This window comes from Spongiibacter thalassae, assembly GCF_012272835.1.
Classification (GTDB): Bacteria; Pseudomonadota; Gammaproteobacteria; order Pseudomonadales; family Spongiibacteraceae; genus Spongiibacter; species Spongiibacter thalassae.
Genome location: NZ_JAAWWK010000002.1, coordinates 669,049 through 680,663 on the forward strand (window position 1 = coordinate 669,049; position 11,615 = coordinate 680,663).

General features: G+C 56.2%; 10 protein-coding genes. 5 read left to right on the plus strand and 5 right to left on the minus strand.

Annotated elements, in window-relative coordinates; genetic code table 11:
* The first annotated feature begins 80 nt into the window (after nucleotides 1-80).
* The 3 genes from topA to HCU74_RS07225 all read left to right on the plus strand — a co-directional run bounded on the left by topA (nucleotide 81) and on the right by HCU74_RS07225 (nucleotide 3,625).
* The gene (gene topA / locus HCU74_RS07215; RefSeq protein WP_168449726.1) at nucleotides 81-2,777 is read left to right on the plus strand and encodes a type I DNA topoisomerase; all 2,697 of its coding nucleotides are present in this window, start codon (nucleotides 81-83) and stop codon (nucleotides 2,775-2,777) included.
* Nucleotides 2,778-2,789: 12 nt separating this feature from the next.
* Nucleotides 2,790-3,260, plus strand: coding sequence for a hypothetical protein (locus HCU74_RS07220; RefSeq protein WP_168449727.1), 471 nt, complete (start codon nucleotides 2,790-2,792; stop codon nucleotides 3,258-3,260).
* 98 nt (nucleotides 3,261-3,358) lie between these two features.
* Nucleotides 3,359-3,625: a hypothetical protein gene (locus tag HCU74_RS07225; protein WP_210425140.1), complete on the plus strand. Its 267-nt coding sequence runs from the start codon at nucleotides 3,359-3,361 to the stop codon at nucleotides 3,623-3,625.
* Nucleotides 3,626-3,647: 22 nt separating this feature from the next.
* On the opposite strand, the gene HCU74_RS07230 is transcribed toward HCU74_RS07225, so the two are convergent.
* The 3 genes from HCU74_RS07230 to HCU74_RS07240 all read right to left on the minus strand — a co-directional run bounded on the left by HCU74_RS07230 (nucleotide 3,648) and on the right by HCU74_RS07240 (nucleotide 5,211).
* Nucleotides 3,648-4,061 (minus strand): hypothetical protein, encoded by a 414-nt coding sequence (locus HCU74_RS07230; protein WP_168449728.1) that lies wholly within the window; start codon nucleotides 4,059-4,061, stop codon nucleotides 3,648-3,650.
* A 2-nt stretch (nucleotides 4,062-4,063) separates the two neighbouring features.
* On the minus strand, nucleotides 4,064-4,666 hold the full coding sequence (gene lexA, locus HCU74_RS07235; protein WP_168449729.1) for a transcriptional repressor LexA: 603 nt from the start codon (nucleotides 4,664-4,666) through the stop codon (nucleotides 4,064-4,066).
* A gap of 224 nt (nucleotides 4,667-4,890) precedes the next feature.
* The gene (locus tag HCU74_RS07240) at nucleotides 4,891-5,211 is read right to left on the minus strand and encodes a DUF6763 family protein (protein WP_210425141.1); all 321 of its coding nucleotides are present in this window, start codon (nucleotides 5,209-5,211) and stop codon (nucleotides 4,891-4,893) included.
* A 254-nt stretch (nucleotides 5,212-5,465) separates the two neighbouring features.
* Between HCU74_RS07240 and HCU74_RS07245 the strand changes: the two genes are divergently transcribed.
* Together HCU74_RS07245 and HCU74_RS07250 are read left to right on the plus strand one after the other, a co-directional pair.
* Nucleotides 5,466-6,581 carry a mechanosensitive ion channel family protein gene (locus tag HCU74_RS07245; protein ID WP_168449730.1) on the plus strand — a complete coding sequence of 372 codons (1,116 nt, stop codon included), beginning with the start codon at nucleotides 5,466-5,468 and terminating at the stop codon, nucleotides 6,579-6,581.
* Nucleotides 6,574-7,317, plus strand: a complete 744-nt coding sequence (locus HCU74_RS07250) for an S-methyl-5'-thioinosine phosphorylase (protein WP_168449731.1) — start codon at nucleotides 6,574-6,576, stop codon at nucleotides 7,315-7,317. Before HCU74_RS07245 ends, HCU74_RS07250 begins: the two co-directional genes overlap by 8 nt.
* Here the strand turns inward: HCU74_RS07250 and HCU74_RS07255 are convergent.
* Both HCU74_RS07255 and mfd read right to left on the minus strand, forming a co-directional pair.
* Nucleotides 7,311-8,093: a CsiV family protein gene (locus tag HCU74_RS07255; protein ID WP_168449732.1), complete on the minus strand. Its 783-nt coding sequence runs from the start codon at nucleotides 8,091-8,093 to the stop codon at nucleotides 7,311-7,313. The genes HCU74_RS07250 and HCU74_RS07255 overlap by 7 nt on opposite strands.
* A gap of 25 nt (nucleotides 8,094-8,118) precedes the next feature.
* On the minus strand, nucleotides 8,119-11,553 hold the full coding sequence (gene mfd / locus HCU74_RS07260; protein WP_168449733.1) for a transcription-repair coupling factor: 3,435 nt from the start codon (nucleotides 11,551-11,553) through the stop codon (nucleotides 8,119-8,121).
* Between the last annotated feature and the right edge of the window lie 62 nt (nucleotides 11,554-11,615).

Sequence of the window (11,615 nt, forward strand, 5' to 3'; positions counted from 1 at the left end):
GACCATCAGTTGTCGAACACTTATATATGTCGCCTCACTGCAGGCGCTGCATTCATTCTTGTTTATGCAAAAAGGGTAACATGGGCAAATCTTTGGTAATCGTGGAGTCGCCGGCCAAGGCCAAAACGATAAATAAGTATCTGGGCTCCGACTACATTGTGAAGTCGAGTGTTGGCCATATCCGCGATCTGCCCACCAGTGGCAGTAAAGCCAGCGCGAGCGACCCCAAGGAGCGGGCCAAGGCTGCGGCGCTGACACGCAAGATGTCGCCTGAAGAAAAGGCGATTCACAAAAAGAAAAAGTCCAGGGAGCAGCTTGTTGCTCGAATGGGGGTTGACCCTGACCACGGCTGGCAGGCTCGTTATGAAATCCTGCCGGGCAAGGAAAAGGTGGTCAGCGAGCTGAGAAAGCTGGCCAGTACCGCCGACACCATCTATCTCGCGACCGACCTTGACCGCGAAGGGGAGGCCATCGCCTGGCACCTGCGCGAAGCCATTGGCGGTGACGACAGCCGATACAAGCGTGTGGTCTTTAACGAAATCACCAAAAAGGCGATCAACGAAGCCTTTGCCCAGCCCACCGAGCTGGATATCGACAGGGTGAATGCCCAGCAGGCGCGGCGCTTTCTCGACCGGGTGGTCGGCTACATGGTATCGCCGCTGCTGTGGGCTAAGATTGCCCGTGGTCTGAGCGCAGGTCGAGTGCAATCGGTCGCAGTGCGCCTGATTGTCGAGCGAGAAAAGGAAATACGCGCCTTCGTGCCGGAGGAGTATTGGCAGATACACACCGACAACGAAGCAGATGCCGGTAAGCTCCGGCTGGAAGTGAAAAAACAGTCGGGGCTGCCCTTCCGCCCCGATAATGAAAGCGCGGCGATGGCCGCGGTGACAGCGCTCCAGACCTGTGATTACAAAGTGGCTGCGCGGGAAGACAAGCCCACACGTAGCCAACCCGGCGCACCCTATATCACCTCGACCCTGCAACAGGCGGCGAGTACCCGCTTGGGCTTTGGCGTCAAAAAAACCATGATGTTGGCCCAGCGGCTCTACGAGGCGGGCTATATCACCTATATGCGTACCGACTCGACCAATCTCAGTAATGACGCGATTGCCGCATGTCGAGAATATATCGGCAGCCATTTCGCCAAGGCTTATCTTCCCGATGCGCCCAAGTTGTACTCCAGCAAAGAGGGCGCCCAGGAAGCTCACGAAGCGATTCGTCCCTCTGACGTGAATGTTGAGCCCACACAGTTGTCGGGTATGGAGCGCGATGCAGAGCGGCTCTATACATTGATTTGGCGGCAATTCGTCGCCTGTCAAATGGCACCTGCGGAGTTCACCAGTACGTCTATCGTGGTTGAAGCGGGAGACTTTGAGCTGCGCACCCGTGGCCGCGTGGTCCGGTTCGACGGTTTTATGAAGGTCCAGGCGCCGGCGGCCAGTAAAAAAGATGATGACCAGGAATTGCCTGACGTGAAAGTCGGCGATGTGCTGCGCTTGGTTAAAGTTGACCCGAGTCAGCATTTCACCAAACCTGCCCCCCGTTACAGCGAGGCGGCGTTGGTCAAGGAATTGGAAAAGCGCGGTATTGGTCGCCCCTCCACCTATGCCTCGATTATTTCCACGATTCAGGACCGTGGTTACGTCAAGGTAGAAAATCGTCGCTTCTATGCCGAGAAAATGGGCGACATCGTGACCGATCGGCTGGTCGAAAGCTTTAGTAACCTGCTCGACTACAGCTTTACCGCACGAATGGAAGAGTCGCTGGATACCGTGGCTTCCGGCGGTAAAAACTGGAAAGACCTGCTTGACGAGTTCTACACGGAATTTCGCAAGACCCTGGAAAAAGCCGAGTCTGACGAGGGTGGTATGCGCACCAATGCGCCCACCGCGACGGAAATTCCCTGTCCCAAGTGTGGTCGCGAAATGCAGGTGCGCACCGCCAGTACCGGAGTTTTCCTGGGGTGTTCAGGCTACGCCTTGCCACCAAAGGAGCGCTGCAAACAGACGATCAACTTGGTGCCCGGCGAGGAATTTGTCAGCATTGATGCAGAGGACGACGAAGCCGAATCCAAGTTGCTGCGCAATATGCGTCGCTGCCGTTTGTGTAATACCGCGATGGAAAGTTATCTGATCGACGAAAGTCGCAAGCTGCACATCTGCGGTAACAACCCCGACTGTTCCGGTTATGAAATCGAACAGGGCAGTTTCAAGGTGAAAGGCTACGATGGCCCGGTGATCGAGTGCGATAAATGCGGTGCCGATATGCAGCTGAAAACCGGTCGCTTCGGCAAGTATTTTGGTTGTACCGCCGAGGAATGCAAGAACACCCGCAAGCTATTGCGCAGTGGCGAAGCCGCGCCACCGAAAATGGATCCGGTGCAAATGCCGGAGCTTAAGTGCGATAAAGTAGATGACCACTATGTGCTGCGCGATGGCGCCAGTGGCCTGTTTCTCGCTGCCAGTGGTTTCCCGAAAAACCGCGAAACCCGCGCCCCCCTTGTAAGGGAAATACTGCCCCACAAGGAGGAAATCGACCCGAAATACACCTTCCTGTTCAGTGCCCCGGTGGAAGATAGCGAAGGGCGTCCTACCGTTATTCGCTACAGCCGCAAGACCCAGGAACAATATGTTCAGTCGGAGGTTGAGGGTAAGCCGAGTGGTTGGGCTGCCTTCTATGAAAATGGTCGCTGGCAGGTCCGTGAAAAGGCCAAAAAAGCTGCCGCGAAAAAGGCCCCGGCAAAGAAAGCCGCCGCTAAAAAAGCCGCCAAGAAGTAACCGGAGTCTTCCATGGGTGAGAGCTATCGTGGCCAGTGTAACCTACATCTTTACCTGGCCCGCCAGTACCTGGCTGAATTAACCAATGGGGACAGCGCAATGTGGGGCGGACATCACGCCCGTGCATCCCAGGAGTCGGCGATACACCAGTTGCAGCTGGCCTATGAGGCGCATCTGGGTGACATTCTGTTTCACCAGCCGCGTTTTCAGAAGTCCTTGCCCAAGGGGCGAGTGAATGCGCGGATTCTTGCGGTGGGGGAGTATCCCCCTGAAATCGCTGAACTGGCTGAGCGGGAAGTCCATGATGCCCAGATCAGCTATATGGTAAATTACGCCTATGTGAACCGCCCGGATGAAGGGGTGGCGTACTCGCCGGATCTGATCGGCAGTGCCAAAAGTTCACAGGAAGAGGACATTAAAGCAGTGCTGGAGTCCCTGACTGAGCTGGTGGGCCGTCATCGTGCAGGCCTGTTGGAGTATTGAGGCCGCCCCCATGCCGCCATTGGCCTAAACAGCGGGTGTTTTGATACACTGGGCACATCTGCCACCTGTCGGCGACAACATACTTCAAGGGAATCTTTGTGCTGTCATATTTAGAATTGGTTGAACTGCCCAACGGCGATATCGTATTACAGCGCTCAGAGGGTGACGACAAGCCTATTGTGACCATTCGCTTCTCTGATGAAACCAAAGAGCATATCTCCGGTTCCCATCTTGAGTTGGCCAAGGTGATGATTCAGGCCGGTCTGGAGGCGGCTCAACTGTTGGGTGACGAAGCGCCTCTTGACGAAGATGATGAGGAGGACGGTTTAGACGCCTTGGAACCCAACCCGAAAACCGTACATTAAGCCACTCCCTGGCCTCGCTTTCTCAGTCGTTCAGGTAAATTACCAAACACTCGGCATTTCCAGCCAGCGCGGCACGTTCCAGTGCTTCGTGCTCCCTGTCCTGCAGGGGGCGATCCAGCAAAACCGCCACCGTATGACTCTTGCCCCGTTCCAGTGCTCTTACAGCAATGGGGCATAGCTCCTGACCGCTGTTGCTTACCACCTGCAAAATGCGCTGCTGATTGCTGGAATTTGCCGTCAACAGTGGTTTAAGCGGGCGATCGGCGACCCAGCATAGCCAACGTTGGTCTGAATTGCCGCTAAGCTCCATAAGCATACCGGCGAGCAGGGTGCGCGATAGATGGGCCTGGCTGCTCAGGCTGATGCTGGTAATGCGGCCGCCGGTGGCAGACGCCAGGGGCTGCTCAAAAAGTTGACGTTGTTCAAAATGGCCCATTTTCAATTCCCTCTACGTAATACGCCCACGCTAAGGCCTTCAATTGCGAAGTCCTGTTCCCGCAGGTCTACTTTGATGGGGTCGTAATCCGGGTTTTCTGCAATCAGCAACACAGTGTGTTTGTTCTTTTGCTGCTGCAGCCGTTTCACGGTGACTTCCTCGCCGATTCTGGCCACGACGATCTGACCGTTGCGGGCGATGGCCGTGCGATGCACCGCGAGCAGGTCATTTTCAAAAATGCCCGCATTAATCATGCTGTCGCCGCGTACACGAAGAAAATAATCGGCGCTGGGGCTGAACACTGAAGGGGGCATATCGCAGTAATCCTCGATGTGCTCCTCCGCCAGAATCGGGTTGCCCGCCGCGACCCGGCCGATAATCGGAATACCGGGTACATCGGGGAGACGTATGCCCCGGGAAGCGCCGGGAATAATTTCTATGGCGCCTTTGCGGGCCAGCGCTTTCAGGTGCTCTTCAGCGGCATTGGGGGAGCGAAAGCCCAGCTCCTTTGCAATGTCGGCACGGGTGGGTGGGTACCCGGTTTCGTCGATATGCGACTTGATCAGGGCGAGAACTTCCGCTTGTCGTGCTGTGAGTTTGTCCATGTCAGCTATCTGTTTATCTATACAGGTACTGTGAGTATATACAGTAAAATGTTTCGTGCAAGTCCCCGTGGAAAAATGGACGCGATTCTGCGCGTGTTCGTTTTGACGAGACAACAACTAATGAATGGAGTGGCCAAGGGCGAGGGGTAATCAGGTGCGGTGGCGGGGAAATAGATAGAAAGACGTCCGCCATTGGCGGACAGGGGGGAGGTCCGTGCGTTGTATCAGAAGTCGTCGGTAATACCGTTGACGACGTCGGATTCTATTTCGCTGAGGGGATTGCTCCACGATTCAGGCGTGTAGTTGTCGCCCCAGTGCTTGTAGTCGTCGTCGCTCAGCTCGAAGGCATTGCGCCAGTCTTCGGGTTCTTCGATGCCTTCGAGGGTCATTTGCTTCCAGGTGTCGAAGTCATATTCACAAATTTCACCATCGATCAGCTGTACTTCAATGGTGCCAAAATCATTGTCCAGAGCGACCACCTCGAAGGTTTGGTCTAGCTCGATGTCTCTGTACCAGTTTCCTATAACGGGCCTTATTCTTGACATGTGAAACACCTCCCAAACTGCGTGTACCTAAAGCTAACATTTACGAAATTCCTGTCCAGTGGGTATTTTCCGTTCGCCGCTTTTGGCCCGCTGTGGCGAACAACTTTTCGTCGTGGGTAAAGTGCAAGACTATCAGCGAGATAGGGGGCTAAGTTAAACTTTGTCCGGCAAATTTTTGAGCTATTTTTAGTTCAATATTGTATAAGTACAGAGTCCATAGAAAGTAAATTGTATAGATAAGGAGTCGGGTGGCGATGGCGAACTGGTTTGAGGGACTCAACTTCTCCCAGTACCCCTGGTTGTGGGAGGTTTTCATTGCGGTTCTCGCTTTGCTCACCGCCAGTTTGCTGGCGGGACGCTTGCTTTCCCGCCTGGAACAGCGCGTAGCCAGGACCCACAATTTGTGGGACGACGCGCTGATTGGCGCGGCGCGGCGACCGCTTATCGGGTTTCTCTGGATCTTTGGTGGCAGTCACATTCTCGGCCTGGTGGCCAGCAGTACCGAGTCCGAGATTTTCAGCGTGTTGCAAACCTTCCGCTCTTTGGCAGTGGTGCTCGTACTCAGCTGGTTTCTGGTCAAACTGGTGCGCGAGGTCGAAGGCCGCTTGCTGTCCGAGGAGTACAAATCCTCGGACGAGCCTCTGGACCGAACCACCGTCATGGCCATCGGCAAGTTGGTGCGCACGGCGGTTATCATCGTGTCGGGGTTGATGGTGCTGCAAAATCTCGGCTACAGCATTTCCGGTGTGTTGGCCTTTGGTGGGATCGGCGGTATTGCCGTAGGTTTTGCCGCCAAGGACTTGCTGGCGAATTTTTTTGGCGGCCTGATGGTCTATCTCGACCGTCCTTTTTCGGTAGGAGACTGGGTGCGCTCCCCCGACAAGGATATCGAGGGTACAGTGGAAAATATCGGCTGGCGGCAGACTCGAATTCGCACCTTTGATCAGCGGCCCCTGTATGTGCCCAATGCGACCTTTACCCAGATTTCAGTAGAGAATCCGTCGCGGATGCTGAATCGCCGCATATATGAGACCATCGGTGTTCGCTACGAGGACGCTCATCTACTGCCGGAGATCATTCAGCGGGTAAAAGCCATGCTGGAGGATCATAGCGAGATCGATCTGGGTAAAACCCTGATCGTCAATTTCAACAAATTCAACGCATCGTCGCTGGATTTCTTTATCTACACCTTTACCAAAACCACCCAGTGGGTGAAATACCACGAGATCAAACAGGACGTTTTGCTTAAGGTGTTGAATATTATTCATGAGGTGGGTGCCGACGTGGCGTTCCCGACCAGCACTGTAAAATTGGACCCGATCAGTATTGAGCATATGAGCGGGCAAAATAAGGATGGCAACAATGAGTAAGCTAATAGCGGTCATCGGCGGCACCGGGCTATGTGATTGGCCCGGCGCAACGCAGTTGGATGAAATAGAAGTTGATACGGCTTACGGAAAGCCCAGCGCGCCGTTGCACCGTCTGAGATATGAAGATGCTGAATTTCTGTTTTTGGCGCGCCATGGCGAGGGCCATTCTCTGCCTCCCCACGCGATTAATTATCGCGCCAATATCGAGGCCTTGCGGCAGGCGGGGGTCGGCGAAATTATTGCGGTGAACGCGGTGGGCGGAATCAGTGAACGCTTCGTTGCGGGAGTGATTGGCTTGCCCGAGCAGATTAATGACTACACCTGGGGTCGTGAGCACACGTTTTATGATGGTCGCGACGGCAACGTACAGCACATAGACTTTAGCTACCCCTATTGCGAGGAGTTGCGGCTGCGCCTCTGTGCGGCAGCGCAAACGGCGGGTATCGACGTGGAGCCCTATGGCACTTATGCCGTTACCCAGGGGCCGCGTTTGGAAACCGCGGCGGAAATTAAACGGCTCGCCCGGGACGGTAATGATATGGTTGGCATGACGGCGATGCCCGAAGCCGCGTTGGCCCGGGAGGCGGGAATAGACTATGCGTCGGTGTGTCTGGTGGTGAACCCCGGTGCCGGTTTAAGTGACACCTTGATTACCATGGACGACATCCAGGCAGTGATCGACAATGGTATGTCCCAGGTCAAATCACTGCTGGCCCACTGTATTTCCGCTCACTGAACGCTCTGTGGTGCCGCCTCGGCGACCGCCGGGGCGGCACTGATGCGTATCAGCACGCCAAACAGGGGGTGATCGAAAAAGTGCAGCTCCTCGCTGCGCAGGCGGCGGGTTTGCTCCATAACCACAATGCGCTCGACCGCTTGTGAACCACTCGGTGCCTGAAAGGATTCCTCTTCCTTGCGGGCCTGGTGCTCGGGGTTTTGCCGCAAAAATTCCGCATATTCAGGGCTGGCGGCAAAGCTCTCGTCGATAAAGCCCGGCTCTTCGGGTTCATCGTGGTTTTCAGGTTGGCGGGGTAGGTAGTAGCGTCCCGAGGTTTCGCCAAAGCTACTCAGCCACAGGTTGGTGTCCACAAAAAGGTAGCGCTCCAGGGCGACGTTGATATATCCCTCCAGTTCGTAATGTTCGCCGACCTGACGTCCACCCTGAATCAAAATCGCCGGGGCCTGACGCTTGTTGGAGAGCTCCTGGGTCCAGCTTTTTTGAGTGAGTACGCGGTAGCGCGACGACAGTTTGATTGATCTGGCGACGGCGGCGAACTCTTCGCTGGGTGCCACCGGGGCGAGGTGGCCGCTGCCCTGCGAACGAAGTCTTTCCCAATTGCGGGGATAGCGCAGGTGGAGGTTGTCGGGCCAGTTTTCTTCGTACACCGCGCCGGGGTCATCGTTCGCGTACACAATCATATCGATCTGGAACAGGCGGTCATTGGCGTGAACGTAGGCAATATTGCTCAGCAAGAGTAAAAGGCCGATGACGAGTGCGCGGGGCTTGGGCATGTGTGGGAGTCTCATGGTTTTAATGTCAGTCTTTGCCAGCGAGTTTGTCGAGGAGTTGGTCTGCGGCCTGAATACGTTCCTCGGCGGTATCCATATCGTCTTTCATCTTCATGGCATTGGCACCGTCGAGTTGATATTTCGCCGGATTTAACTGTACCAGTTTAACAATACTCATCGGTTCTACTTTGGTGTGCTCGGCAAACTCAATGCGCAGTCCCGAGCCGGAGCCCTCAATCTTGCCGATGCCCAGGTCGACAGCGCGTAGACGCAGTTGAGCACATCGGAACAGGTTTTTACAGGGCTCTGGCAGCAGGCCGAAGCGGTCGATCATTTCCACCTGCAAGTCGCGCAGGCCGTTTTCGCTATCGGCGCCGGAAATACGCTTGTACAGCATCAGCCGTTCCTGCACATCGGGCAGGTAGTCATCGGGAATCAGGGCGGGAATCCGCAGGTTCACTTCGGTGTGATCCTCAAGGGCGTTTTCCAGGTCTACCGTTTTACCCTGCTGGATGGCTTTCACTGCCCGGTCGAGCATTTCCATATACAGGCTGAAACCAATGGAGTGTATTTGCCCACTCTGGCCGTCGCCAAGTAACTCTCCGGCGCCGCGGATTTCCATATCGTGGGTGGCGAGGGTGAAGCCTGCACCGAGGTCGTCGGCTTCGCTGATCGCCGTCAACCGTTTCTGGGCATCGGTGCTCAGCTGTTTGGTCGGGGGAGTGAGCAGATAGGCATAGGCCTGGTGGTGGGAGCGACCCACGCGGCCGCGCAGCTGGTGTAACTGGGCAAGGCCGAATTTGTCCGCCCGCTCGATAATAATGGTATTGGCATTGGGCACGTCGATGCCGGTTTCGATGATGGTCGAGCACACCAGCACATTGTGGCGTTTGTGGTAGAAGTCGCTCATTACCTGTTCAAGCTCGCGCTCGCGCATCTGGCCGTGACCGACCCCGACCCTGATCTCCGGGAGCATTTCCTGTAAGTCGCGAGCGGTTTTTTCGATGGTTTTGACTTCGTTGTGCAGGTAGTAAACCTGTCCGCCACGCAGTATTTCCCGCATGATGGCTTCTTTAATCAGCGCTTCGTCGCGCTCGCGGACAAAGGTTTTGACCGACAGCCGCCGGGCCGGCGGGGTGGCGATGATTGACAGATCGCGAATGCCCGACATGGACATATTCAGTGTGCGGGGAATCGGTGTGGCGGTGAGGGTAAGCACGTCCACTTCGGCGCGAAGGTTTTTCAGCGCTTCCTTCTGACGAACGCCAAAGCGGTGTTCCTCGTCGATAATTACCAGCCCCAGATTGGTGTATTTAACATCGCTGCTCAGCAACTTGTGGGTACCGATAAGAATGTCGATTTTCCCGGCTTGCAGTTCTTCGATGACGGTCTTTTGTTCGGCGGCGGTGCGAAACCGTGATAGCACTTCGATTTTGAAGGGCCACTCGGCAAAGCGGTCGCGGAAGGATTCATAGTGCTGCTGTGCAAGCAGGGTGGTCGGCACCAGAATTGCGACCTGGGTGTTGTTCTGCACGGCAACAAAGGCCGCGCGTACGGCGACCTCGGTTTTGCCGAAGCCGACGTCGCCGCACACCAGACGATCCATCGGCTGCGGGGACTGCAAGTCTTTCAGTACTGCGTCGATCGCTACCTGCTGATCGGGGGTCTCCTCAAAAGCGAAGTCCGCCGCAAACTGCTGATATTCCTCAACCAGGTCAAAGGAGCGGCCCTGGCGGGCGCCGCGGCGGGCATAAATATCCAACAGCTCTGCTGCAACATCGCGGATTTTCTCTGCGGCCTTGCGCTTGCTTTTACTCCACTGGTCGCTGCCCAGGCGGTGCAGGGGGGCAAGCTCGTCGTCGGCGCCGCTGTAGCGACTAATCAGCTGGAGCAGGTTGACCGGAACATAGAGCTTTGAGCCCTCGGCGTATTCCAGGGTGAGAAACTCGTTGTTCTGGCCGTCGATGGTCAGTGATTGCAGGCCCATATAGCGGCCAACACCGTGGTCGGCGTGTACCACCGGAGCGCCGATACGCAGTTCCGCCAGGTTGCGGACAACCAGCTCGGGGGAGCCTGCAGAGGATTTGCGCCGCCGTCGGCTTTGGGAAACCCGCTTGCCATAAAGCTGGGCTTCGGCGATGACGGAGAAGGGCGCGTCGCCGCCGATGGCCAGGCTTTCGGCCAATTCGCCAATGGTGATCGCGAAGGGCGACGAGCCGGTAATAAAGTCCTGCCAGTCCTCGCAGGGCTCGGGTTTGAGCTGGTGGCGGTGGCATAGCTCCAGCAGAGCTTCCCTTCGTCCCGCAGATTCTGCGCAAATCAATACCCGCCGCTGGCTTAAGTGATCGCGCAGTGGCGCCAGTGGCAAACTGGCCTTGGCGTCGATTTCCAGCGAGGGCAGAGTCTCGCTGTTGATATTGATGCCCTGGCCGTCGAGTGCGTCGGGGAAAAAACGCACCCGTGGATAGTCTTTGAGTCTGGCGAACAGCTCGGGCGTGGGGATAAACAGCTCGGTGGGACGCAACACGGGGCGTTGGGTATCGCCCTCGCGTTGCTCGTGGCGCAGGTGAATGTCGCGCCAGTAGTGTTCGGCTGCGGCCTCGATGCTGTCGGTGCTGATAAAGGCGCAGTTTTCTGGTAGGTAGTCGAACAGGCTACCGCACTCTTCAAAGAACAGCGGCAGGTAGTATTCGATGCCAGCGGGAGCGATGCCGCTGCTGACATCCTGATAAATCGGGCATTTGCGGTGGTCAACGTTGAAACGCTCGTGCCAGCGACGACGAAAGCCGGCGATGCCGGTTTCGTCCAGGGGAAATTCCCGTCCCGGCAGCAGGTCGATGCTGTCGCACCGCTCAAGGCCGCGCTGGGATTCGGGGTCAAAGCTGCGCAGGCTGTCGATTTCGTCGTCGAGCAGGTCCAATCGATAGGGCAGTTCGCTGCCCATCGGGAAAATGTCCAGCACCGCCCCGCGCAGGGCGTACTCCCCGTGCTGGAATACCGTGTTCACATTGTTATAGCCGCTTTTTTCCAGTTGCAACCGAAAGGCAGCGAGGTCCAGAGTCTGCCCGCGTTTCAGGTGCAGGCTGTGACCACGCACGTAGTCGGTGGGGGCCAAACGCTGCATCAGGGTGCTGATCGGGGCGACCAGAATACCGGTTTTGAGGTTTTGCAGTTCGCAGAGGGTGCGCAGACGCTCTGAAATAATGTCTTCGTGTGGGGAGAAATTGTCGTAAGGCAGGGTTTCCCAGTCCGGGAGCAAGCGAATGGGTAATTCTACCGCAAAAAAATTCAGTTCCTGTTCCAGTCGATACGCGCTGGCGGTGTCCGCTGTCAATAGCACCAATGGCCGCTGGTGCTGGCGGGCCAATTCTGCCGCGGCGAGCGCGTAACCCGCGCGGGGCAGCTTGCCCAGCAGCAAACTTTGTCGGGTGGAGAGTGGCTGTGTATCAGGTAAAAATTTCACAATGTTTCATTCAAAGCGGTCAAGGAGGGGCATTGTAACCTGTCAAATCCGGCAGGTATAAC

Excerpts from the sequence above, each read along its gene's own strand:
- HCU74_RS07220 (WP_168449727.1), top strand. The coding sequence starts at position 2,790 with ATGGGTGAGAGCTATCGTGGCCAGTGTAACCTACATCTTTACCTGGCC.
- HCU74_RS07240 (WP_210425141.1), bottom strand. The coding sequence starts at position 5,211 with ATGTCAAGAATAAGGCCCGTTATAGGAAACTGGTACAGAGACATCGAG.
- HCU74_RS07245 (WP_168449730.1), top strand. The coding sequence starts at position 5,466 with ATGGCGAACTGGTTTGAGGGACTCAACTTCTCCCAGTACCCCTGGTTG.
- lexA (WP_168449729.1), bottom strand. The coding sequence starts at position 4,666 with ATGGACAAACTCACAGCACGACAAGCGGAAGTTCTCGCCCTGATCAAG.
- topA (WP_168449726.1), top strand. The coding sequence starts at position 81 with ATGGGCAAATCTTTGGTAATCGTGGAGTCGCCGGCCAAGGCCAAAACG.
- HCU74_RS07250 (WP_168449731.1), top strand. The coding sequence starts at position 6,574 with ATGAGTAAGCTAATAGCGGTCATCGGCGGCACCGGGCTATGTGATTGG.
- HCU74_RS07230 (WP_168449728.1), bottom strand. The coding sequence starts at position 4,061 with ATGGGCCATTTTGAACAACGTCAACTTTTTGAGCAGCCCCTGGCGTCT.
- HCU74_RS07255 (WP_168449732.1), bottom strand. The coding sequence starts at position 8,093 with ATGCCCAAGCCCCGCGCACTCGTCATCGGCCTTTTACTCTTGCTGAGC.